Origin of the sequence: Rubrivirga sp. SAORIC476, assembly GCF_002283555.1 — a bacterium.
Classification (GTDB): Bacteria; Bacteroidota; Rhodothermia; order Rhodothermales; family Rubricoccaceae; genus Rubrivirga.
The window spans coordinates 179,487-203,677 of the sequence record NZ_MVOI01000015.1 but is presented as its reverse complement, the minus strand read 5'-3'; the positions used below and the strand labels follow the sequence as shown (position 1 = coordinate 203,677).

Here is a 24,191-nt window from a genome sequence, read left to right as displayed (position 1 = left end):
GCCGAGGCGGGCCGGGTCGGCAGGGCGGTTTTGGCGTGAACGCACCCGCCTCGGCGGCACCGCGGACCGACTCGCGCGTTGGCTCGCCCATGCCCGATGTGCTCCTCACTCCGCCCGACGCCGACCGACGGCTCGGCTTCGACACCGTTCGCGACCGCCTCGTGGGGCTGGCGCGCACGCCCTACGGCCGCGACCGGCTGACGACGCTGGCCGCCTCGTCCGATCCCGAGATCGTCCGCGGGCGGCTGGGGCGGGCAGGGGAGATGACCGACCTCGTCCGCTCCGGCGAGGCGCCGCCGGTTCGCGAGATCGACCGGCTGGAGGGCGTGCTGCGACGCGTCCAGCCCAAGGACGCCGCCGTCGACGGGGACGCGCTGCTGGCCGTTGCCCGCGTGCTGGAGGTCGGGCGGGGGCTGCACGACCACCTCCACCGCCGCCGCGCCGAGGCCCCCGCGCTCTGGGGCATCGCGGCGCGCATCTCCGTGTTGAAGGCACTGGAGGACCGCATCCGCCAGGCCATCGGCGACGACGGGCACGTCCGCGACGACGCGAGTCCGGAGCTGCTCCGCATCTCGCGCGAGCTGGCCAGTCGCCAGGGACGGTTGCGGTCGACGGTCCAGGCCGCGCTCCGGGAGGCGATCTCGCGGGGCTACGCGACCGAGGAGCAGCCGACCATCCGAGGCGGGCGCGCGGTGATTCCGGTCCGCGCCGAGGCCAAGCGGAAGGTGGAGGGCTTCGTCCACGATGTCTCGGCGACGGGGCAGACGGTCTACATCGAGCCTGCGTCGGTGCTGGCGCTCAACAACGAGATCCGCGAGATCGAGCTGGAGCGGGGGCGCGAGATCCAGCGCATCCTGCAGGGGTTGAGCGGTCACGTCCGCCACCACCGTCGCGACATCGAGCGGTCGCTCGATGCGGTCGGCCATCTCGACGCGCTCGCGGCCGTCGGCCGCCTCTCCGCCGACCTCGACGCCATCGTGCCCGAGGTGGGCGTGGGCGGCGCGCTCCGGCTCCTCCAAGCGCGGCACCCGGTCCTCCAGCTCCGCGTGGCCGAGGCTGCTCGCCTCCCCGAGGCCGAGCGCCCGGCGGGCGTGCCCCCCGCGGTCGTGCCGCTGGACCTGACGTTGGGCGAGGAGGCCCACACGCTCGTCATCACCGGTCCGAACGCGGGCGGCAAGTCGGTCGCCATGAAGACCGTCGGGCTGCTGTCGCTGATGGTGGCGCACGGACTGCCCGTCCCCGCCGCGCCCGGCACGCGCCTGCCGCTGCCGACGGCGCTGTTCGTGGATCTGGGCGACCAGCAGTCGATCCAGGACGACCTTTCGACCTTCACGAGCCACCTCACCAACGTCCGCAAGATGATGGAGGCGGCCGACGACCGCTCGCTCTGCTTGATCGACGAGGCGGGCACGGGCACCGACCCGGCCGAGGGCGGCGCGCTGGCTGAGGCCGTGCTCGCACGCCTCACGAAGCGGAAGGCGCTGACCGTCGTCACGACCCACATCGGCGCGCTGAAGGCGTTCGCGCACGACACCGACGGCGTCGCCAACGGGTCGATGGAGTTCGACCGCGCCGAGCTCCGCCCCACGTACCGCTTCCGGGCGGGCGTGCCGGGCTCGTCGTACGCCTTCGAGATCGCCGACCGCGTCGGCCTCGACCGGCCCGTCGTCGCCGATGCCCGGCGTCTGGTGGGGGAGGGCAAGAGTCGCCTCGAAGACCTCATCGCCGAGTTCGAGACCCGGACCGCCCAGGCGACCCGTCGCGCCACCGAGGCGGAGGCCAAGCTCGCGGAGGCCGAGCGCATCCAGGCCGACTACGCGCAGCGGCTCGACCGCCTCCGCGCCGACGCTGAGAACCGCCGCGCTCAGGCGCTCGCCGAGGCCGACCGCATCCTCGCTGACGCCAACGCGGCGGTCGAGAACACCGTCCGCGAGATCAAGGAGGCGGGTGCGGAGCGGGAGGCGACCAAGGAAGCACGCGAGAAGCTGGAGGAGGCCCGCGAGGTCGTCCGTCGGCGCAAGAAAAAAGTTGAGCGCAAGGTCTCCGGCCGCGCCCGCCGCCAGTCCGGCGACGGTGCCACCGAGGCGGGGCCGATCGCGGTCGGCGACCATGTCCGCCTCGACACCGACGGCCCGGTCGGCGAGGTGCTCGCGCTCGACTCCGGCGAGGCCCTGATCGCGCTCGGCGCGCTCCAGAGTCGCGTCGACGCGAAGCGGCTCACGAAAGTCGGGGGGCCGATGAAGCCCGGCAAGGCGTTCGCGCGGACGCCCGGCAAGGCGCGGCACGGCGAGTCCCGGACGGCCGCCGTCTCGACGGCTCGCATCCGCATCGACCTGCGCGGCCAGCGCGTCGACGAGGCGCTGTCGGAAGTCCAGCGGTTCGTGGACGAGGCGCTGGTCGGTGGCGTCCCGTCCGTCGAGATCCTTCACGGCAAGGGAACGGGCGCGCTCCGGGCGGCCATCCACCGGCAACTCGCCGGGCGTCCCGACGTGGCAGCCTACGCCGTCGCGCCCCCCGACCGCGGAGGCGATGGCGTCACGGTGGTCGACCTCGCGTGACCACCGCACGCGACAGGGTGTCCGGCTCCGGCGTCGGCGCTGGCGGGCGACCGGCTTCAGGAAGGGCGTTGGCGGGGGCACAGCGCGCGGCCTACCTTTTGCTTCGTCCGGTCGTCGGGTCCCCCTTGTCCGCGTCTATGCGATTCGCTCCCCTGGTCACACGCGCCGCCGCGCTCCTCCTGCTGACCGTCTTCCTCGGCGGTGGTGCCCCGGTGCCTTCTCAGGACGATGTGCTGGAGCGAGTCGTAGCGGGCCTCGAGCGCGCCGACCCGGACGCCGTGCTCGTGGACGCGCCCGGCCGGGTCGAGATCGTGCTGTTCGGGCAAGGCGGCATGTTCCGCCGGGCCCAGGCCGAGCACGTGCTGCGCGACTTCTTCCGCCGCTACCCGCCGGACCGCGTCGCCTTCTCATCGCCCTCGTCCAGCGACGACGGGCAGAGCGCGACAGGCCGCTACTGGCCTCGGTCGGGTGGTGCCCCGCTCAACGTGCGGGTCCTGCACCGGCTCGTGGGTGAGGACTGGGAGCTGTCCTCGATCCGCATCGACCAGCGGCCGGTCGTCCGCACGAGTGGGCGGTAGGCACACGTGAGGCCGGACGTGCGGGCCGACTGGCTCTAGCTTCGCGGCACCTCCCGCCTCGTCCTTGGCCCGTCCTCGCGTCCGCTCCCGCCGCCTCGTCGTGTTCGTCGGCGTGGCTCTCGTCCTCGCGGCGTTGCTGGCCGCGACGCTGGGCGTCGGCGAGATCCGCGCCACCTCCGTCGGACCGTCGGACGTCGCGCGGGCACGGGCGGAGACGGCGACGTACGTGCGGGGCGAGATCGCAGCGCTCGTCGACGGAATGCGGCGGCAGGCAAACGCCGTCGCGGCCCGCCCCGAGGTGGTCGCGGCGCTGACCGAAGCGGGGGTGGACCCCGCGGCCCTCGACGCACTCGCGCGCCAGCGCCGCCCAGACCGTGTCTCGATCGAGGTCGTCGCCCTCGACGGCCGCGTCGTCGCCTGGGACGGTCCCGACTTCCCCCGCCTCGGTGGCGTCCCGCCCGACACGCTGCGGACGCGCATCGTCCGGGACGACGCCAACCGGAGCGCGCTCGTGGTGTGGGTGCCCGTGCGTGTCGACGGCGCTCTCGCGGGCGCCGTGCGCGTCGTCCAACTCGTCCAGGCGGCCGTGCCTGTCCGCAACCGGTACCTGCAGGATTACGACATCGCGGACTCCTGGAGGGCCTCGGCCCCCGTTCCGTTTCTCGTCCGCTTCGGGAGCACCCCGCCGGGAGCGGTGCTGACCGGTCCGGATGGGACCCCTCTCGGGGTCGTCGAGGTGGGGGTGCCGTCGGTGGAGGCACTGGCGTCGGAACGGCGGCGTGAGGCGCAGAGCGTGGCCGCGGTCTGGGGAGTGCTGATGGTGGGGTGGCTGCTCGCCGGTCTCGTCGCGGTGTTCCTGCGGGCGATCCGCAATGCCGAATCGGGCACGGCCGGGTGGGGGCGCCCTGTCGCCGCGTGGGGCGCGCTGCTGGGGGCGACGGTCGCCGTCCGCTACGGGCTCCTCGCCGTCGACGTGCCGGTCCGCTGGCTGGATGGGACCCGTCGCCCGGCGCTGCTCTTCGACCCGGCGCTGCTCGCCTCTGACTTCGGGTGGGGGGCGCTCCGGTCCCCTGGCGACCTCGCGCTCTCGGGCCTGCTCGTGCTGGCCGTGGCGACGGCGACGCTGACCCTGGCGTCCCGTGCTGCCGCCTCGCGACGAGCACCTCGCCCTCGGTGGATGCCGGGCGCGTCGGTGTTCGGGGTGGCCCTCGTGACGCCTGCCGCACTGTGGGTCGCCGCGCGCTGGGTCCGCCAGGCCGTTCTCGACGCCACGATCCCGTACGCCGATCAGGCCGGGCCGCTTGTGAGCGGCCCGATGGTAGCGGTGCTCGCCGGTCTGGTCGCGGTCCTCGGTGCTGCCGCGCTCCTCATCGCAGCTCCGGTCCGCCTCGCGCTGGGGCGTAGACGCGGCACGGCCGCATGGCTCGCGGGTGGCATCGCCCTCGGGGTCGCCGCCGCGCTGGGGGCGCTGGCGCGCGTCCCTCTCGTTCCGATGGTCGCGCTGGCGGGCGTCGGCGTGGCCCTCGCCGTGTTCCTCTCAGGCGGCTCCACGCGGTGGGCCTCGCCCGTGACGTTCCGTGGCGTCCTGTTCGGCGTGCTCCTGCTCGCGCCGATCCTCTACGGGACGATGCAGGAGCCGCTGCGCGAGCGCACGGGCCTGCTCCTCGCCGATGCCGCCTTCGCGTTCTCCGACAATCGCGACGACCGCGTCACGGCCGCCATCGACCAGGTGTTCGACGAGGCGCAGGCCGACGACGCCCTCGGCCCGGCCCTGCTCGATGCCGTCGCCCTGGCCGACTCGGCCCGCGGCGCCGACCCCGTCGCAGCCGACTCGTCGCGCCGTGCGGTCGACGCCATCGCGTCGGGCCTCGTGTCGAGTTCGCTTCTCGGCTCCCTCGCTGACGTGGCGACGGAGCTCCGGATCGTGGCGCCCGCGGGCGATACGCTGGGGAGCTACGTCGAGCGCGGCGCGACCGGTGGCAACGACGGGCTGGGGTACGCGGCCACGCGCCGGGCCTTCGCCGACCGCGAGGAGCAACCTCGTTTCCTCCGCCTCCAGGTGCCCGTCGCCGAGCGCCGGGGCCTGCGCCGGACCGCCGCCATCGGCCCGATCCGCGACGGCGACGAGACGGCCGCGTGGCTCTACCTCCGCGTCACCCCTCGCACGACCCGCTTCCCGACCGAGACGCCCTTCCCGCGCGTCCTCGCCCCGACCGGCCTGTTCGGGCTGGACGACGAGGCGCTCGGCTACGCCGAGTACGACGACGGCGTGCTCGTCCGACAGCGCGGCCCGGCGCCGCTGCGCATCGACTCGACGGTCTACGCGGCGCTCTCGGAGCGGGCCCGCGCCTACCGCCGCCCCGAGATGCTCGACGGCCGCCCCACGCTGGCCTACTACGAGCGCCAGGGCGACGACGCCCAGGACGTAGTCGCCGTCCGCGCCCCCGCGCCCGACCGGCTGGACGCCCTCTTCGTGCTGCTCCGCCTGAGTCTCGCCGGGCTGGCGCTGGGAGCGATCGTGTTCGGCATCGGCCTCGTGGCGCGCCGCCGGGCCGGGTTGTTGCCGGTGTCGCGGACCCGCTTCCGCGACCGCGTGCTGAACCGGTTCCTCGTGGTCGGTGTGGCGAGCGTGGCCCTGACGGGCGTCGTCGGTCAGTTCGTGATCGTGGAGCAGAACCGAGAGGCGGTGCGAGACGCCCTCCGCCAGCGGCTGACGCGCGCCGCGGCCGTGTTCGCCGCCGAGCCCGAGGCCCCCGAGGGCACCCGCCTCGACGCCGTCTCGGCTGCCCTCGGCGTCGACGTGCACCTCTACCGCGGGGCCGACCTCGTGGCGTCCAGCCGCCGCCAACTCGTCCGCCAGCGCCTCATCGAGCCGCGCCTGCCGGGCTCGGTGTACCGCGCCCTCTTCCTCGACGACCAGCCGTTCTCGTTCTCCGACGACCGCATCGGCACGTTCGCCTACACGACGGGCTACCTCGCCCTGCCCGACGCCGAGGGCCGGCCGGCCGAGGCGCTCGCCATCCCGACCCTCTCCGAGCAGGCGGGCATCGAGGCGGGCCGGTCGCGCTACGTGGCTTACCTCTTCGGCGGCCTGCTGGCGCTGATGGCCGCCATCCTCGCCATCGCCTACGTTCTCGCGAGCCAACTCACCCGTCCGTTCGGCCGTCTCCGTGAGGGCTTGCGGGCGGTCGGCGCCGGAGAGGCCGAAGAGCCGATCCCGGTCGAGACGCGCGACGAGGTCGGGGAGCTGGTGGAGACGTTCAACGGGATGCAGAAGGCACTCGCGGAGAGCCGCCGCCAGCTCGCCGAGCAGGAGCGCGAACTCGCCTGGAGCACGATGGCGCGGCAGGTGGCGCACGAGATCAAGAACCCGCTCATGCCGATGAAGCTGTCCGTGCAGCACCTCCAGCGGGTCTTCCACCGCCCCGGCGACGAGGCGCCCCCGGAGGATGTCCGCTTCGCGGGCCAGTTCGAGCGAACCACCGGCATGCTGATCGACCAGATCGAGACGCTCGACCGCATCGCGTCCGACTTCTCGCGCTTCGCCCGCATGCCGATGCGCCACCCGGAGCCGCTCGACCTGTCGGACGTGGCGCGTGAGGCGGCGGCGCTCTTCGAGGGGCCTCTGGCAGACAGCGGCCGGGCCGCCTTCGAGGTCGATCTCTCACCCGACCCGCTCCCCATCCGCGCCGACCGCGAGGAACTGCGGCGCGTGCTCGTCAACCTGCTCACCAACGCCCTCCAGGCCATCCCGGACCGCCCCGAGCCCGGCCGCGTCGTCCTCCGCACCGTCCTCGTCGACGGCGCAGCCGAGGCGCGCGTGATCGACGACGGCACGGGCATCCCGACGGAGATCCAGGACAGCGTCTTCCAGCCCAGCTTCTCGACCAAGACCAGCGGCATGGGGCTGGGGCTGGCAATCTCGAAGCGCGCCGTCGAGGCAGCGGGAGGAACGATCTCGTTCGAGACTGGGGACACAGGCACCACCTTTACGGTCCGTCTGCCGCGGGCGGAACCGGAGGGTTAAGAGGAGAGGGTGAGGCCCCAGGCGATCCCCTCCGCCGTCCCCTGAGATGCATGTGCGACCTGCCCCGAGGGGGGGGTGGGGGAAGGCTTGATCGGGGCCCCTGGAGGAACTGGAGGCGCGGTTTGGCCCTTTCAGCACTCCCTTTCTCACTCCCCCTCTCATTATGTCTGACTACAATGACCGCCCGCTCCTGACGGGCTCCTACCGCGACTACGAGACCGCCGACCGGGCGTACGCCGACCTCCGCGAGCGCGGCTACACCGACGACGACATCCACGTCATCATGTCGGAGGACACGAAGAAGCACTACTACGACCGCGATGTCGACCAGATCGAGATCAAGGAAGGCTCGAAGGCTATGGAAGGCGCGGGCGTCGGCGCGGCCGTCGGTGGCACGGCGGGCGGCGTGATCGGTGCCATCGCAGGCATCGGCGGCGCCGTCCTGATCCCGGGCATCGGCGCCATCGCCGGTCCGCTGGCCGGTGCGCTGGCCGGTGCCGGCGCGGGTGGTGCAGGTGGCAGCCTGCTCGGCGCCCTCGTCGGAGCCGGCATCCCCGAGGAGACCGCTCATGCCTACCAGAAGGACATCGAGGACGGCCGCGTCGTGATGGGGGTCCACCCCCGCGACGAGGACCGCGACTACGTTCGCCAGCAGTACGACACGTACGGCGCGGAGAACGTGTACTACAACGACCCGGTGACGCGCTAGCGACCACGGTCGGATTCAGGAGGGGCGTCGGGCATCGGCTCGGCGCCCCTTCTCTGTGTTGCGCGACGCTCCGCGAGCGGGGCTGAGCCCCGCCTCGGCGCCGAGGCGGAGACCCTGGACGGTGCCGCGGCGCGCGAACCGTGATTCGGTCCGCGGGGTTGGCGCCCTCTTTCTCCACTCCCTGTGTCCGATACGCCCCGCCCTTCTGACGCTATCCTGCAGGGTCCCATCGCTGGGGCGCTGATGCGGTTGGCCGGCCCGGTCGTCCTGGCGAACGTGTTTCAGACGTTCTACCAGCTGACCGACACGTTCTGGGTGGGGCGGCTGGGGGCGGACGCGGTCGCCGCAGTGTCGTTCAGCTTCCCGGTCATCTTTCTGTTCATCGCCGTCGCGGGCGGCATGACCATCGCAGGGACGATCCTGGTGGCGCAGGCGGAGGGCCGCGGCGATGCCCGGCAGGTCGACTACGTGGCCGGGCAGACGTACGCCATCGTGCTGATGCTGTCCGTGCTCCTCGCCGGGGCCGGGTTCGCGCTCGCCGAGCCGCTCCTCCGCGGCATGGGCGCCGAGGTGGGCGTGCTCGCCCCGGCCACCGCGTACCTCCGCTTGAGCTACCTCGGCCTGCCGTTCGTGTTCGGCTACTTCGTGTTCCAGGCGCTCTTGCGAGGCGTGGGCGACGTCAAGACGCCGCTCTACATTGTCGGCGGGACAGTGCTGCTCAACCTGGTCCTGGACCCCCTGTTCATTCTGGGCTGGGGGCCGGTCCCGGCGATGGGCGTGGCCGGGGCGGCGGCGGCGACCATCGGCACGCAGGGGCTGGCGGCGATCGTGGGCGCGTGGCTCCTCTTCACCGGGCGGCGCCCGGTCCGCATTCGCTGGGCGGACCTCACGCCTGACCTCGACATCGCCCGGCGGATCGGGCGGCTCGGCTTCCCGGCGTCCGTGGACCAGGCCATGCGCGCCCTCGGGCTGACGGTGCTCGTGACGCTCGTGGCTGGGTTCGGGAGCGACGCTGTGGCGGCGTACGGCGTCGGCACGCGGATCTTCTCGTTCGTCCTCATTCCCGCGCTCGGGCTGGGGATCGCCACGTCCACGGTCGTCGGGCAGAACGTGGGGGCTGGGCAGCGGCTCCGGGCTCGGCAGACGACCACCGTCGGCGCCTGGATCGCGTTCGGCACGATGACGGCGGCGGGCGTGCTGGCGTTCGCGTTCGCCGAGCCGCTCGTGGCCGCGTTCGTGCCCACCGAGCCGCAGGTCATCACCGACGGCGCGCGCTTCCTCCGCATCATGGCGCCCGCGTGGGGCCTGATCGGCGTGCAGGTGGTGATCGGCGGCGGCTTCAGCGGCGCCGGGCGGACCTACGTCTCGATGCTCATCTCCATCGCCAGCCTGTGGGTGCTGCGCTTCCCGGTCGCGTGGCTCCTGTCGTCGTCCGCCGGGCTCGGCACCGACGGCATCTGGTGGGCCTTCCCGATCTCGTACGCGGGCGGCGCGGTCGTCGCAGTCGTCTGGTTCCTCCAGGTGCTCCGCACGCCGACCGGGGACGAGGGCGTCGAGGAGCAGGCGGTGACCGAGTCCACCGTGGGACGCCGCTTCGACCCGTAGCGGCACGCGAGAGGCGTCTCGGGCTACGTTGAGGCCGTCTCCCCCCGCCCGCATGTCTGTCGCCCGTGCCGTCGTTCTCGCACTGAGCGTGCTGCTCGGAGCGTCCGCCTCGGGAGCCCAGCCGGGGCGGACGGCGAGTCGCACGCCGACGATCGCGTTCGCCGACTCGGTCCACGCACTCGTGGTGTTCGTCCGCTTCTCCGACGACACGGCGGGAGCGCCCGAGTGGCCCATCGATGGACGGCGCGGTGCCGAGCGCATTCCCGACTGGGGCCACGCGCTCGTCGAGGCGGACCCGGCCGACGTGACGGCCGCGCTGAGGCTGGATCACCCGTCGCTCTCGGCCTACTTCTTCTGGCAGTCGCACACCGGGCCTGCCGGTCCGCACATCCTGACGGGCGAGGTCTGGCCGCGCCGCCGCCGCGAGCCGGTCGTGTACACGCCGTCGCGACCGTCCACGGCCTACCGCGCGGGGCAGGGGAGCGGCTACGGCTACCTCGTGGCCGAACTCTTGGATGCGCTCGTCGCCGACCGCTCCTTCGACATCACCCGGTTCGATGCCAACCGAGACGGCGAGTTGGATCACCTCATGCTGATCGTCCGACGCGACCCCGGCGTGAACGTCACGGGCGGCGTCGCCAGCCTGAGTGGCGTCAACAGCCCGGCCGCACGGACGTTCGGGCGCCCGGCGCCCACGCTGACGGTGGGACGTGGCGACGCCACGCTGACGGTCGACATGGGGAGCCGCGGGTCGGGAGCCATCAACTGGATCGGCGGCCAGCGGTCAGTGGCAACGCTGATCCACGAGTACGGCCACATCTTGTTCGACATGGGTCACACAGCCATGATCACACCGCCTCCCGCGCGGGGCCGCGTGGCCGTGAGCAACGATGTGCCGTTCGAGGTGCCGGAAGGTGGGGGGGCGTTCGCCTGCATCTACAACCGGATGTGTGGCGGCGGCGCCCGGGGCGGGCGGCCCTACGAGTCGTCCAACTACGACCTCACGCTGACGCTCTCGGGCCACGAGTTGCGGCGCATGGGCTGGGCGCGGCGCACGGTGATCGACCCGTCGCGCGACACAGTGGGGGTCGTCGTGCGTCCGCTCTACGGCTCGGGCGAGGTGGTGCTGATCGCGCTCCGGCCGGGCTCCGGGGCCGACACGCTCTCCATCGAGAACCGCCAGCGGACCAACTTCTTCGACCGCTTCCCGCCCTGGGATCTGGAGGACCCGTTCTACGGCCTCGTCTGGCGCGACCTCCCCGCGACGGGCCTGCTGGCGACGCTCAGCCACGGCTCGCCGACCGGGCCGGCAGGGAGCTACCGCTACGACGTCGCACCGCCCTCGAACCGGTTCCTCCGCAGCGGGACGCGGTGCGACGGCACCTCGGAGGGCTGCGCCGACCCGTACGCGACGTGGTCCCGGGACATGCTGACGCCCGAGGGCTCGGCGGTCCAGATGACGCCGTGGACGCGGCCGAACGTGAGCGGCTACACGCTCTACCCGCAGGGCGTCGAGCCCCACTGGTTCGCCCTCACGAACGTCCGCTACACGGGTGACGCCGACCGCTCGATGGCCTTCGACGTGGTCGCCGATGTGCGCCAGCAGCCCGAGGTGGTGCTCTCGGCCGACTCGTGGATGGGCGCGGAGATGTCAGGGTGGACGTTTCGACAGCCGGTGCGCGTTACCGCCGGGGCGACGCTGCGCGTGTGGCAGGGCGCGACGGTGACCTTCGCGGGCGGGCTGGTCGTGGAGCCCGGCGCGTCGTTCGTCTGCGAGCCGGGGGCGACCTGCGTGGGGGCAGAGACGCGTTGAGGGGCTGGGCTACCGCGCCTCCCGGATCGCGTCCACGGCCGCCTCGTCCTCCAGCGCGGTCACGTTGCCCAGGTCGTCGCCGAGGTGGGCGGCCCGGATGACGCGGCGCATGACCTTCGCGTTGCGCGTCTTCGGCAGCGCGTCCACGAACAGCACCGCCTTCGGGCGGAGCGCCTTGCCCAGCGCCTCGGTGATGCGGTCGACCAGTCGGGCCCGCAGATCGTCCGACTCCTCGGCGCCGTCCGCCAGCACCGCGAAGGCGACGACGGCCGAGCCCTTGACCTCGTCCGGCACCCCGATGGCCGCGGACTCCAGCACCTCGGGCGCGGCGTTGAGCGCGGCCTCCACCTCGGCCGGACCGAGGCGCTTCCCGGCCACCTTGATCGTGTCGTCCGAGCGGCCGAGCAGGAACCACTGGCCCTCCGAGTCGACCGCCGCGAAGTCGCCGTGGATCCACAGGTCCGGGTGCCGATCCCAGTAGGTGGCGTGGTAGCGGGCGTCGCCCTCGTCGCCGCGGAAGCCGCGCGTCATCCCGATCCACGGCTGCCGGATCGCCAGCTCGCCGACGAACCCGCGCACGGGCCGCCCGACATCGTCCACCACGTCGGCGTCCATGCCGAGGACCGGCCCCGAGAACCCGGTCGGCTTGAGGGGCTGGACGTGGTTGCCGCACACGATCCCGCCCGAGATCTCCGTCCCGCCCGAGTAGTTCAGGATCGGCTTCTCGGCCTGGAGGACGTGCTCGAAGAGCCAGCGCCAGCTCGACGGGTCCCAGGGGCTGCCCGTGGAGCCGACCGCTCGGAGCGCACGCAGGTCGTGCGCCTCCACCGGCGCCGTTCCGTGCGGCATCAGCGCACGGACGAGGGTGGGGGAGAGGCCCAGCAGCGTCACGCCGTGGCGCTCGCAGATCGCCCACGTCCGGTCCGCCTCGGGGAAGTCGGGGGCACCGTCGAAGAGCACCATTGTGGCGCCGTTGAGCAGCGTGCCGAAGACGAGCCACGGGCCCATCATCCAGCCCATGTCGCTCATCCACCAGACCACGTCGCCCGCGCGCACGTCCATCGGGTGCCGCATGTCCTGCGCCGCCTTGATCGGGAAGCCGCAGTGGGTGTGGACGGCCCCCTTCGGCGTGCCCGTGGTGCCGGACGTGTAGATGAGCATCACCGGGTCCTCGGCAGCCGTGTCGGCGCAGCGCCCGGCGTCCGCCCCGGCGGCCCGTCCCGAGGTCATCAACCGGTCCCAGGGCACGTCCCGGCCAGGCACCGAGGCCGTGCCGATCAGGTCGTCGCCCATGCGGTTGACCACGAACACATGGGTCACGCTGGGCACGTCGGCCAGCGCGGCGTCGGCGGTGGCCTTCATGGGGACCGCCCGGCCGCGGCGCGGGGCGCCGTCCGCCACCACGAGGGCTTTCGCGTCGCCGTCGGCCAGCCGCGTCGCGACGGCCTCGGCGCCATAGCCGGAGAACAGCGGCAGAATCACGCCCCCGATCCGCGCGACGGCCAGGAAGGCGATCACGATCTCGGGCGTCATCGGGAGGTAGAGCCCGACCGCGTCGCCCGCGCCCAGCCCGTGCGCCCGGAGCCCGGCCGCGCAGGCGACCACCTCGGCGTGGAGCTGAGCGTAGGTGAGCGTCCGTACGTCCCCCTCCTCGCTCTCGTAGCGGACCGCGTCGCGCGCCCACGTCGCCGTCCCCGTGTACCGGTCCAGGGCGTTGTGGACGATGTTCATCCGCCCGCCGACGCACCATCGCGGACGCTCGATGCCGCCGCTCGCGTCCAGCACCTGCGTGTAGGGTCGGCTGAACTCGATGTCCAGGTCCTCCATCACGGCGTCCCAGAACCGCCCCACATCGTCCAGCGCCCAGCGTTCGAGGGCCGCGTAATCGGCGAGCCCGAGGCGGGTCCAGAGGCGCGCGAGGTTTGTGTCGGCGACGTGCTCGGGGGTGGGGGTCCAGGCAGCGGACTGGCCGAAGGGGAACGTGTCGGTGCGCATGGGGAGCTGAGGAGGGAGACTCAAGCTAGCGGGCGACGACAGAGCCTGAACGGGGTGGACTGAAGGGCAACGTGACTGCCGGCTCGGAGCCTCCCCAGTCCCGCGACATGCAACTCCGCATGAGCCGCAATCCTCTTTCAGGAGCACGTGCTGGCGGCCGATCTATAATGTGTACAGAGACTTGCGGGGACAGGGCGCAGCATGCTATTGTCGGCGCATGATCCACTTACTGTACGGCTCCATGATCGGTAGGGCTCGCACATCTGTATTGGGTCTGCTCATGGCATGTCTTCTCGCGGGCGTTCCGATGTCCGCGAAGGCTCAGTCCGTCAAGCAGCTTGAGGAGGCAGCTCGGAGCGTCGGCAACGAAGGTGTGCCCGAGGCGGCCCCGGATACGGCGAGGGATGCCACCTTGCGACCCCTCATCGTCGTGTCTGGCGGAGGCATTAGCAAAGGAGCGTACCAGGCGGGGGTCAACTGGGCCGTTCTCAACCTGCTGCGGTTGCAGCGCGACGGTCGCGATCTGGGACTTGATCCCCACGAACTCATCATCGCGACGGGGGCGTCGGCCGGCGGCGTGAACTCCCTGCTCGCGGCGGCGGAATGGTCCCTCTCCAGCGACTCGCTCGCGCCGCCACAAAACAGTCTGTACTGGCGGGTGTGGACGACGGTGGGTCTTCGGGAACTCCTGCCTCCATGCCGGGACGGCACCGGGTGCGTGCCGGACGTCGAGTCGGCGCTGAGCAGGCGGTACATGCGCGACAGCGTCTTTGCGATGGTCAGGGCATCGTTTCGCGACAGCAGTGCGACGCTTCAGCGGCCGGTCGCCACGGGGTTTATGCTGACCGAGGTGGTGCCTCGGGATGTCGACCTCTCCGAGGACGGGCGGCTCACGGTCGAGTCGGTCCGAAGTGCGTTGTTGATGCAGGCGGCGCCGCTGGCTGGCGGAGGACTGGCCTATGAGCCGTTCCCGTTTCCTTCCGACACCTCTCTCTCCGCGAGTCGGCGTGGGTTCGGGTCCCTTGTACACCCCAGGCTCGCAACCCTCGCCACCCGTGGCAGGGCTCCGGTCGACTCGACGCGAGCATCGGTGTGTTGGGAGGGCGCTGAGGAGGTCCGCGACGCTCGGGAGCGCGCGGAGGAGAACATGAATCGCGTCCGAGACATCACGTTGGCGTCGGCGGCCTTCCCCTATGCCTGGGCGCCCATGGAACTCGACATCTCCCTCGCTCTCGACGCCCACGGATGGCCTTCGGAGCATTCCCGTGACCGGGACCGGAGGTGGTACGTGGACGGCGGCGTGTTCGACAACAACCCGCTCGGAGTGGCCCTGAACCTGCGCGAGCATCTGGAAGAGCGGGAGCGAAAGGCCACCAGCTACGCGCCATCATGTTCAGGGCAGAGGCCCGAGTCGCTCGCCTGGGATCGTACCGTGATCCTCTTTACGGATCCCGACGACACCCGGGTCGCGTGGTACGAGAATCAGATCCAGCCGCGGCCTGTGGAGCCCGCCAACGCGTTCGACAACCTCGTCCGCCTCGGGACCAACTTCCTGACGACGGGGCGACAGTACGAGATCGAGAGCATCGGCCGGGATCTCGAATCCCAGGAGCAGGCCTGGATCGTCAACACCGACCGGGCATTTCCGATCGTCGGCTCGACGCTCGGCGCCTTCGGGGCGTTCCTGGCACGTCCGTTCCGTGAGTTCGACTTCTACGTCGGCGTCTACGACGGGTACGTCTTCGCCGCCCGCGCGCTCGCTTCAGAGCGAGAGCGCTCGCAAATCGCCGACGTGGGTGGGCGGGCACGCACCCTCATCAAGAACTCCGGCCTCTGGGCCGCCGACTCCGTCGCCGGGGCCGTCGCCAGTCGGCTGCTCCAGGAGGAGTTTGGGGATGTGGGCCGAGGGGAGCCACAAGGCGATGGCGGATCCATGCGGAGGGATCACCGGGCACTCATCATCGACGCGATTCTCGACATCGCGATCCGGCAGCGAGGGACAGACGCGTGGTTCGACAGTCTGGTAGTGGGCATCCGCCGCGACTCCGTTGCGATGAGGGCGGTCGAGGCGGTGGCGGCCGAATGCGACGACGAGCCGTGCGATGCTAGGCACCTGCGAGACCTCGTCGGCGCCCCGACACCGTTTCTGCAGGGGATGATGTCAGAGGTTCTCAACTTCCGGCGTGTCTACGAGACAGGCTACGGGAAGAAGGCGACGAACGCAGCCATGGCGGTGCTCAACGTGTACATCGCGGAGCGGCGTCGGGGTCTCCAGGTGAATCGGTCTGCAGTGCCTGAGTACGGAGACGGGCTCCACGGCGGCACCTACAACGGCCGCCACCGCTTCGGGCGGCTCGCATACCGCCTGGGGCTGCCCACACGGGCCGTCCTGTCGACGGGAGCCCAGTATGCCACCTGGGGTGCGTCGTACCGGATGCCCTGGGCTCTGTTGTCCCTCGAACTAGCCCCTCTCCGGAGCACTCGCGTCGATCGGGAGGGCGACCAGACGCTTCCGTCGATGAGCGCCCATGTGGGCGTCGAGTTTCCCCTCAAGGCGCCCTGGGTCGCGCTCGGGTTTCGGGCCCACCACGTTCGCGCGACGCAGGCATTCGACCAGGGGTACGGGACGGGTGGAGAGGCGTACCTGCGGCTCGGCCACGTCCTGTCGGTGGGCGTCGAGGCGACCCCGTTCGCGCCGCAGTGGGCCGGTGCGTCAGACGTTCCGACGAGGATGCTCCGGCAGCCGTACCTCACGATCGGGCTCCACGATGTCGGCGGGTTGGTGTACTGGGGGATTCGAATGCTCAAGTGAGGCCACCCAGGCCGTCGCGTCCAGAGCGCATCGTGCGTGCAGATACCGGGCACCCGACCCAGCCGCTGCCGTGGATCAGATCGAGACGATCCGACGAGAGGGCGTTTCACTGTCGTCCCATGTCGTCCCAGGATGACCCAGGGCTGGTCCGTATGGTGCGGGCACGGACTGGCACGGGGCTGGGAATGGCACTGATCAGCCGAGGCACTCGCTGCTGCCCGCCCGGCCCTACTGCTCGCCCGTCCCGGCTTGGTACCCCGGGACGGGCGAGTCTCGTTTCGGAGGATCAGGTCGCTGCCAGTCCCTCGCGGATCGGGGTCGGGCCGGCGGTCATCTCGATGACGGCGTGCTCGGTCTCCGAGATCGTCACGATGGCGGCGAGTGCCGCAGCCACGTCCTCCCGAGCGACCTCGCTGGAGCCTTCTTTCAGATCGAGGGACGCTGCGAACGTAGCCGTGCCGACTCCCGCGCCGTTCGTGAGGGTCGTCGGGCGCAGGATGGTGTAGGTGAGCCCGCTGTCGAGAAGGTGCTGGTCCGCCTCGTGCTTGGCGCGGAGGTAGTCCTGCAGCTGGTCGGCCTCTTCCGGAGCATCGGCGCCGATGGAACTCAGCATCACGAACCGGCGGACGCTGTGCGTCACGGCGGCGTCGATCAACTGGATGGCACCGTCGCGGTCCACCGCTTCCACGGCGTCTCCGCCAGAGCCAGCCGCGAAGATCACCGCGTCGCATCCCGAGGGGGCGTCCGACACGTCGCCGGTGAGGTCGCCCACGATGGGGTGGCCGCCGAGGGTGCGGAGCAGCGCGCTCTGATCGGCATTGCGGATGAGGGCCAGCACGTGGTGCCCGGCCTCAGCGAGGATCTGGACAACGTGCTGTCCGACGGCGCCGTGGGCACCTGCTACGAGAACGGTCATGGAGAGGAGGGGAGAGGGAGCCGTCTCACGGAGGGCGGCGCGGCGCGGTGCCCGCCACGCCGCGTCTCCTTGGGGAGCAGACAAACGGGCGCGGGCCGCTCCCCGGAGGAAGCGGCCCGCGCGGGTCCGTCAGCGTTCGTGCCGAGGCGGTCAGCCGCGCGCGGCGTCGAGGGGCGGCGAGTCGGGGAGCGCCCCCGCGGCGCCGTCGCCCGAGATCGTCGCGCCCGGCGGGATGGGGGCCGCGTCCGGGAGCGGGTGACCGTGCTTCTCGGGTTGCCAGGACAGCACGTAGTCCGGCGACTCGATGGCGAGCGCCTGCTTGGTCAGCTTGAGCGGCGCGAAGGTGTCCACCATGACCGCCAGCTCGTGCGTCTCTCTGGCGCCGATGCTCGCCTCGGTGGTGCCGGGGTGCGGGCCGTGCGGGATGCCACCGGGGTGGAGCGTGAAGCTGCCCCGGCCGATGCCCTTGCGCGACATGAAGTCGCCCTCGGCGTAGTACAGCACCTCGTCCGAGTCGATGTTCGAGTGGTTGTACGGCGCCGGGATCGAGTCCGGGTGGTAGTCGAACAGGCGGGGCACGAAGGAGCACACCACGAACCCGCGCGCCTCGAAGGTCTGGTGGACCGGCGGCGGCTGGTGGATGCGCCCCGTGATGGGCTCAAAGTCGTGGATCGAGAAGGCCGTCGGGTACATGTAGCCGTCCCACCCGACGACGTCGAACGGGTGGTAGCGGTACACGAATGGGAAGAGCTTGCCGTGCTTTTTAATCTTGACCGTGAACCGGCCCTCCTGGTCGATCGCCGGCGGGTCGCCGGGCGGCCGGAAGTCGCGCTCGCAGTACGGGCTGTGCTCCAGCAGCTGGCCCATGTCGTTGCGGTACCGCTTCGGCGGGCGGAACTCGGTGGGCGACTCCATCACCAGCAGGCGCGGCTGGACGTCGCCGGTGAAGGACCACCGGTGGATCAGTGTCCGCGGCACGTGGACGTAGTCGCCCTGCCGAAACTCGACGTCGCCCAAGACGGTGTGGAGCGTGCCCTCGCCGTCGTGGACGTAGATCAGCTCGTCGTGGGTCGCGTTCTTGTAGAACGTGTCCTCGGGCATGCCGTCCGTCGGCACGCACATCGACATCACGATGTCGTTGTTGCCCATGATGGGCACGCGGCCGGTCAGCCAGTCGCCGCCGGGCTCGACCTTCGGTCCCAGAAAGTGGCGGTGCGCCAGAAACGCCTCCTCGGCGTACTCTACCGTCACGTCCTCCGGCTCGCCGACCGCTTCGACCAGCGTCGGTGGGTGGATGTGGTAGGCGATGCTGCCGATCCCGTGGAAGCCCTCCTCGCCGAGGACTTCCTCGGTGTACAGGGCGCCGTCGGGGCGCTGGAACTGGGTGTGACGCTTCGGCGGGATCTGCCCGCGCTGGACGTAAAAAGACATGGGTTCAGAGTTCGTGGTTCAGGGTTCGCAAGGGCGAACGGGAGGAGCGATGCGAGACACCGCGGCACAGCCCCGCCGAGCGGAGTCCAGGTCGCCGGGCGAGAGGTCAGAGCACTTGAACCCTGAACCCCTCAACCCCGAACCTTAGAGGTTTCCTCGGCGCTCCTGCTCGCGCTCGATGGCCTCGAAGAGCGCCTTGAAGTTGCCCTTGCCGAACGAGCGGGCCCCCTTGCGCTGGATGATCTCGAAGAACACCGTCGGGCGGTTGCCGATGGGCTTGGTAAAGATCTGCAGCAGGTAGCCGTCCGGATCGCGGTCGACCAGGATGCCCAACTCGGCGAGCTCCGACAGGTCCTCGTCGATCTCGCCGACGCGCTCGGTCAGCTCGTCGTAGTAGGTCGTCGGGACGGTCAGGAAGTCGACGCCGCGGCTGCGGAGCTTGGAAACCGTCTCCAGGATGTTGTCGGTGGCGAGCGCGATGTGCTGCACGCCGGGGCCGCGGTAGAAGTCGAGGTACTCCTCGATCTGGCTCTTCTTCTTGCCCTCGGCGGGCTCGTTGATCGGGAATTTGACCCGCTCGTTGCCGTTCGACATCACCTTCGACATCAGCGCCGTGTACTCGGTGGAGATGTCCTGGTCGTCGAACGAGATGAGGTTTTTGAAGCCCATTACGTCCGCGTAGTACTGGACGTACCTGTTCATGTCGCCCAGGTCCACGTTGCCGACGCAGTGGTCGACGTACTTGAGGCCGACCGGGTTGGGCGTGAAGTAGTCGTCCTGGATGGCCTCGTAGCCGGGCAGGAAGGGGCCGTCGTAGGCAGAGCGGTCCACGAACGTGTGGATGGTGTCGCCGTAGGTGCCGATGGCAGAGACGGTGACGGTGCCGTGCTCGTCCTCCAGTACCTCGGGCTCGCGGACGGGCACGCCGCCACGCTTGGTCGTCTCCTCGAAGGCCGACACCGCATCGTCGACCCAGAGCGCGAGGTCGCGCACGCCGTCGCCGTGGAGGCGGACGTGGTCCGCGATCTCGCCCTCGGGGCCCATGGGCGAGGTCAGGACGAAGCGGACCTTCCCCTGGGTGACGAGGTAGCTCATCCGGTCGCGGTGGCCCGTCTCGGGTCCCAGATAGGCGATCACGTCAAAGCCGAACGCATGGGCGTAGTAGTGGGCCGCCTGGCGGGCGTTGCCGACCCAGAACTCGACGTAGTCGGTGCCCTTGAGAGGGAGGAAGTCGTCGCCAGGGGCGACGGCGTCGGGGGCGGTGGTGAGGTCCGGCAGGCCCGAGCCGGGCATGGCGGCTTCAGTGGTGACGGCGTCGAGGATGTCGACGGTGCTGTCGGAAGCGCTACCGGCGCCATCGCCGGAGGAAAGATGCGTGCTCATCGGAGGTCGTGAGATCGTCGTACCGTTGACGGGGGGCGCGGCTCACTCCGGCCCCTCGTTCCGGGCTGCTTCTAGATACGTCGCGCAGCCGGAGGCGTTTCCGGTCGCGCGTGCTCGGCGTCCCGGAACAGGGGGGGAGGGCGGGTCGTGGAGAGAGCCCCCGAGCACCCCGCCCATGCCCCAGTTCGAGATCGAGCCGACCGGCCAGCCGTCCGTCATGGTCCGCGCACGGGCCGACCTGGACGCGGTCACCCGCCACCTCGGCGACGCGTCGGGCGAGGTGGTGCTCGGGGACGCCGAGGCGGGCTCGGGCTGGCGACAGGTGGCGGTAGACAGGAAGCCGTGGGGCCGCGTCCGCCCGCGCGACCGCATGCGGTTCCGGCGCGATTGAGGCCGGTAGTCCTGGCGCACTAGCAGAATGGCCGTCGGGGGTCATGGAGGCGGCGGCGGCCATGCCTACCCTTGTGCAACGGCTCCGGCCGTGGCTGGGAGTCTCTCGCCAACGGCGAACTCCGATTCAAGGCAGGCCCACTCCGATCCGTGTCCGGGGTGGGCCTGCTGCCGTTCGGGCGCGGCGCGTCTACAGGGTCGCCAGCGTGACGTTCGAGAAGTGCTGGGTGTAGCGCCCCTTGGCCCGCACCTTGCGGTCGATGGCCTCGATGATGGCCGGTGCGAAGTCCACGCCGGTCGTCTTCTCGATGCCGCCGATGCCGCCGGGGCTGAACACGTTCACTTCGAGCAAGATGCCGCCCGCGATGTCGAGGCCGACCAGGAACATGCCGTCCTGGACCAACTGGGGACGGACCATCTCGGCGATCTCGAGTTCGCGCTCCCCGATCTCCGCCTTCGCGACCTGGCCGCCCGCGCTGATGTTGCTCCGCACGTCGTCGCCCTGACCTTCGCGGCGGAACGCCGCATAAACGCCGTCCTGCACGAGGGGCTCGCCGTTGACGAGGTACATCCGGGTGTCGGCCCCGGCCGCCTCGGCGAGGAACTCCTGGACCACCATGTAGCCGCTCGTGCAGACCGCATCGATGATCTGGTTGAGGTTCGCCTTGTCGTCGCCCCGGACCACGAACACGCCCTCGCCGCCCGAGCCCTGGAACGGCTTGATGACGGCGTCCCCGCCGTGGTCGTCGATGAACCGCCGCACGTCGTCGGCGTGACGGGTGACGAGCGTCTTGGGCCGCACCTCCTGCGGGAAGCGCTGGAAGTAGACCTTGTTGACGGCCTTCGCCAGCCCGTCGGGGTCGTTGAGCACGATCACGCCCCGGCGAGCGAGCATCTGCCCGAACACGATGCCGGCCGACTGGGCCCACGGGCGGGCGGAGGCGTCGTCGGCAGGGTCGTTGCGGAGCAGGAGCGCGTCGATCTCCTCGACCGCCATCCGCTCCTCGACGCCGTCGTCGTGGACGCCTGCCCAGAAGGTCTTGGTGGTCTTATAAGTCCCGCCGGGTCGCCGCACGCGAACGCGCATGGTCTCGTCGGGGTCACAGATGAAGTCCTCGACCGATAGATAGAGCACGTCGTGGCCGGCCTTGTGGGCGGCGAGTGCGAGGCGCGTCGTGGTGTAGACGGCTTTCTCCGTGTCGTAGGAGTTGATCAGGAAGGCGATGCGCATGGGCGTGGGGAGGGGGCCGCGAGGAGGTCCTACGCGTCTGGGGAGAGGAGGTCGGTGACCGTCAGTCCGTCGCGGGCACGGCCGAGGCGGGCGACCGCAGAGGGGTCGTCGAGGTGAAGGGGAAGAAGTCGTGGGGGGCGCAGGATGCCCCGGTCGGTCAGGTCGGCGACGGCGTCGAGGTGGCGGAGGGCCATCTTGCCCGCGAACAGCGCCCGGAACGGGCCGCCCTCGGCGAGGTGGCGGAGCAGGTCGCGCAGGCCGCGCAGGTACACCATGTCCTTGGTCAGCCCGCCGCCGCGGTGGAGCCGGACGGCCACGCCGAACGCGCCGCGCTCGCTCAGGCCCGCGTCACGTCTCAGCAGCCGGTACGTGTCCACGAACTCGGCCCCGTCGGCCACGGCGCGGGCACCGAGCACGCGCGCAGCCAGGGTCCGGAACCGCCCGCCGGTCAGGCCGCCCACGAGCCACTCGGCGAAGACGGCCAGCCCCTCCTGAAGGTCCTCGTACCCCGCCAGCCCATGGCGGAACTGCTCGATCGACTGGGCGCAGCCGTTGGCGTACGTCAGCACGTGCGTGCCGATCTCGTGCGCCAGCAGCGGGGCGACGCGCGCCTCGGAGACCTGGTACCGGGCGCCGATCAGCAGCTCGCCGCTCGACACCATCAGGCTGCTCGGCAGATCCTGGCGGATGTCGACAGTGACAGGGACGTGCTCGGAGAGCGTATGGTAGGCCTCCAACTGAGCCCGCGCCTGAGCGGCGAACACGGTCGCGCCGACCGTCTCCTGGCCCGTCGTGCGTCGAGGCCGGGCGTCGACGGCCGAGACGACGCGGTGCGCCAGGTCGATCAGGTCGTCGTCGGGGGCGCCGAAGACGCGCAGGCTCTCGGGCAGGAACTGGGGCGTGTCGATGTCGAGCACCATCCGGACGTGCGACGCGAGCTCGTCGCGGCACTCGCGCAGCAGACCTTCCACGACCGGGTCCTCCACGTCGTCGAGAGGCAGAGCGAACAGGTCGCGCCGGGCCTGGTCGGGGTCGAACGTGAGCGGACGATAGAGCAGCTCCGGGGCGTGCTCGCAGCCCCCCCCCTTGAAGTCGTCCCAGGCAGCGTCGGTGTTGACGGGCGTCACCTGGAGGAGGAAGCCGAACGAGCGGGCGACATCCGAGAGGCCCCGGTCCACCTCCACGGCGGCAGGCTCCAGCGCCGTGCGCGCCAGCATGGTCGGGGAGACCTGAGTCGCGTCGGCGGCAGCCTGGCGCAGCGCCGGCGCGATCCTCTCGCGCAGGTGGGCCAGCACACGCGGGTAGAACTCGTCGTCGCGAGCGTTGTGGAAGATGGCGTCGACGGCGAGCCCGATGGTATGGGGCCGGTCCAGGGGCGGAAGGCCGGGCGGTGCCACGGTCGGGGTCACCACGTGGTCCACGCTGGCTCCCTGACCCGCTTCCTCGATCCCCGACAGCGCGTCGCACAGCGCGTCGACCGCCTCGGCCGGTGGGCCATCCTCGGAGGTGTAGATCGTGAACCCCGGCGCGCGGTCGAACGGGTCGACGTCGTCGTCGTGGGCATCGTCGAGCGGCGACCAGACCTCGACCAGCAGGAGCCCGCCACAGGCAGCCTCCAGCGCCTCGGCGACGATGCGGACGGTCTCGCGCGCAGCGCCGGGGTCGGGGTCAGAGGTGAGGACGTAGGCGGGCTGGGTCGTGACGAGTTGATGAGCCTGGTCGCAGGCCGCGCGGGCGTCCAGGGCCGGGTCGCCGGTGGCACCGCCGGGGCACCGGTGGACGGCCAGGATCGGGACGGCGTGATCCACGAACACGGTCCCGAGGCCGCCCAGGTCGAGGCGGACGGGCCTCCCCGCGTCCAAGCCGGTACGGAGCACACGCCGGAGGGCGTCTGCCGTCACGACGCCGACCGGGCGGCGAGCACGCCGGGGACGGTGTGGGCGAGGGCCTCGCGAAGTTGCCCGAGGTGGCCCTCGTCGAGCTCCCCGCTCCACTCGTCCATGAACGTCTTTTTGAACTCCACCGCCAGCACGCATGCATCGCTCCCGAACGTCTCGTGGATCCACTGTGACACGTGACCCCCCTCGAACTTGACGTTCTCGCGTACGTCCAGGTCGGGGAGGCCGGCCTGGGCGGCACCCTCTCTGAGGTCGGCCATGAACCCGTCCACCAGGGCGCCCCAGCGCTCCCGGTCGAGCGTCCCCGTGCCGAGGTTGACCTCGGGATTCCCCTCCGGCTTGGCTACGGGGCCATCCGGGCCGTCCCGGCGGTGGTTGTAGGTGTGGAGGTCGTATACGACGACCGACCCGTGCTCCTCGATCTTGAGCCGGAGCAGGTCGCCCAGGGCGGTGTAGAACGCGTCGTAGAGAGCCAGAGAGCGGGCGACGACGGCGTCTGGGACGGTGTCCATCCACACCTGCAGGCCCCAGGCGTCGTCGGGGGTGCGGTAGACGGCGCGGTCGCGGGGGCGGTTCAGGTCGACCTCGAAGCGGGAGCGCCCGCCGACGACGCGCGTCGGCGCGACGTCCGTCAGTCGGCCCGTGAACGGGTCTTCCTCGCGGAGCCGCTCGGCGTCGGGCAGGGAGACGTGGGGGAGCGTCTCCGGGTGGATCGCGTGGCCGTCGTGGACGGCGGTGGCGACGAGGGCGCCAGGGCCGACGGTGATCGAGAACGGGGCAGACATGGTGTCGGAGAGGGGCTGAGGCCTACGCGGCCGGGCGGCACGGGTTCGTGGGCCCTCCCC

15 protein-coding genes are annotated in these 24,191 nt (G+C 71.2%); 8 read left to right on the top strand and 7 right to left on the bottom strand.

Annotated features, from left to right (window positions below; translation table 11 throughout):
• Nucleotides 1-89: 89 nt before the first annotated feature.
• The 6 genes from B1759_RS18575 to B1759_RS18550 all read left to right on the top strand — a co-directional run bounded on the left by B1759_RS18575 (nucleotide 90) and on the right by B1759_RS18550 (nucleotide 11,290).
• The gene (locus B1759_RS18575; RefSeq protein WP_095516571.1) at nucleotides 90-2,558 is read left to right on the top strand and encodes an endonuclease MutS2; all 2,469 of its coding nucleotides are present in this window, start codon (nucleotides 90-92) and stop codon (nucleotides 2,556-2,558) included.
• A 137-nt stretch (nucleotides 2,559-2,695) separates the two neighbouring features.
• Nucleotides 2,696-3,136 (top strand): DUF4783 domain-containing protein, encoded by a 441-nt coding sequence (locus B1759_RS18570; RefSeq protein ID WP_095516570.1) that lies wholly within the window; start codon nucleotides 2,696-2,698, stop codon nucleotides 3,134-3,136.
• 64 nt (nucleotides 3,137-3,200) lie between these two features.
• On the top strand, nucleotides 3,201-7,163 hold the full coding sequence (locus B1759_RS18565; RefSeq protein WP_095516569.1) for a HAMP domain-containing sensor histidine kinase: 3,963 nt from the start codon (nucleotides 3,201-3,203) through the stop codon (nucleotides 7,161-7,163).
• A gap of 163 nt (nucleotides 7,164-7,326) precedes the next feature.
• On the top strand, nucleotides 7,327-7,872 hold the full coding sequence (locus B1759_RS18560) for a hypothetical protein (RefSeq protein ID WP_095516568.1): 546 nt from the start codon (nucleotides 7,327-7,329) through the stop codon (nucleotides 7,870-7,872).
• A 243-nt stretch (nucleotides 7,873-8,115) separates the two neighbouring features.
• Nucleotides 8,116-9,477 (top strand): MATE family efflux transporter, encoded by a 1,362-nt coding sequence (locus tag B1759_RS18555; protein ID WP_095516567.1) that lies wholly within the window; start codon nucleotides 8,116-8,118, stop codon nucleotides 9,475-9,477.
• Nucleotides 9,478-9,529: 52 nt separating this feature from the next.
• Nucleotides 9,530-11,290: a hypothetical protein gene (locus tag B1759_RS18550; protein WP_095516566.1), complete on the top strand. Its 1,761-nt coding sequence runs from the start codon at nucleotides 9,530-9,532 to the stop codon at nucleotides 11,288-11,290.
• A 9-nt stretch (nucleotides 11,291-11,299) separates the two neighbouring features.
• On the opposite strand, the gene B1759_RS18545 is transcribed toward B1759_RS18550, so the two are convergent.
• Nucleotides 11,300-13,285 carry an AMP-binding protein gene (locus tag B1759_RS18545; RefSeq protein ID WP_095516565.1) on the bottom strand — a complete coding sequence of 662 codons (1,986 nt, stop codon included), beginning with the start codon at nucleotides 13,283-13,285 and terminating at the stop codon, nucleotides 11,300-11,302.
• A gap of 280 nt (nucleotides 13,286-13,565) precedes the next feature.
• Here B1759_RS18545 and B1759_RS18540 point away from each other — a divergent pair, with 280 nt between their 5' ends.
• Nucleotides 13,566-16,097 carry a patatin-like phospholipase family protein gene (locus B1759_RS18540; RefSeq protein ID WP_233134444.1) on the top strand — a complete coding sequence of 844 codons (2,532 nt, stop codon included), beginning with the start codon at nucleotides 13,566-13,568 and terminating at the stop codon, nucleotides 16,095-16,097.
• A gap of 286 nt (nucleotides 16,098-16,383) precedes the next feature.
• Here B1759_RS18540 and B1759_RS18535 read toward each other — a convergent pair whose 3' ends face one another.
• From B1759_RS18535 to hppD, 3 genes are all read right to left on the bottom strand, one after another.
• Complete coding sequence (locus tag B1759_RS18535; RefSeq protein WP_095516563.1) at nucleotides 16,384-17,013, bottom strand: SDR family oxidoreductase; 630 nt, start codon at nucleotides 17,011-17,013, stop codon at nucleotides 16,384-16,386.
• A gap of 150 nt (nucleotides 17,014-17,163) precedes the next feature.
• On the bottom strand, nucleotides 17,164-18,444 hold the full coding sequence (locus tag B1759_RS18530) for a homogentisate 1,2-dioxygenase (RefSeq protein WP_095516562.1): 1,281 nt from the start codon (nucleotides 18,442-18,444) through the stop codon (nucleotides 17,164-17,166).
• A 144-nt stretch (nucleotides 18,445-18,588) separates the two neighbouring features.
• Nucleotides 18,589-19,737 (bottom strand): 4-hydroxyphenylpyruvate dioxygenase, encoded by a 1,149-nt coding sequence (gene hppD / locus B1759_RS18525; protein WP_095516641.1) that lies wholly within the window; start codon nucleotides 19,735-19,737, stop codon nucleotides 18,589-18,591.
• 265 nt (nucleotides 19,738-20,002) lie between these two features.
• Between hppD and B1759_RS18520 the strand changes: the two genes are divergently transcribed.
• Complete coding sequence (locus B1759_RS18520; protein WP_095516561.1) at nucleotides 20,003-20,218, top strand: hypothetical protein; 216 nt, start codon at nucleotides 20,003-20,005, stop codon at nucleotides 20,216-20,218.
• A gap of 189 nt (nucleotides 20,219-20,407) precedes the next feature.
• Here the strand turns inward: B1759_RS18520 and B1759_RS18515 are convergent, their stop codons facing one another.
• The 3 genes from B1759_RS18515 to B1759_RS18505 are packed head-to-tail and all read right to left on the bottom strand — an operon-like array spanning nucleotide 20,408 to nucleotide 24,131.
• Nucleotides 20,408-21,448, bottom strand: coding sequence for a glutathione synthetase (locus B1759_RS18515; RefSeq protein WP_095516560.1), 1,041 nt, complete (start codon nucleotides 21,446-21,448; stop codon nucleotides 20,408-20,410).
• A gap of 29 nt (nucleotides 21,449-21,477) precedes the next feature.
• Complete coding sequence (locus tag B1759_RS18510) at nucleotides 21,478-23,349, bottom strand: flavohemoglobin expression-modulating QEGLA motif protein (protein ID WP_143537491.1); 1,872 nt, start codon at nucleotides 23,347-23,349, stop codon at nucleotides 21,478-21,480.
• Nucleotides 23,346-24,131, bottom strand: coding sequence for an N-formylglutamate amidohydrolase (locus B1759_RS18505; RefSeq protein ID WP_095516558.1), 786 nt, complete (start codon nucleotides 24,129-24,131; stop codon nucleotides 23,346-23,348). Before B1759_RS18505 ends, B1759_RS18510 begins: the two co-directional genes overlap by 4 nt.
• Nucleotides 24,132-24,191: the final 60 nt, after the last annotated feature.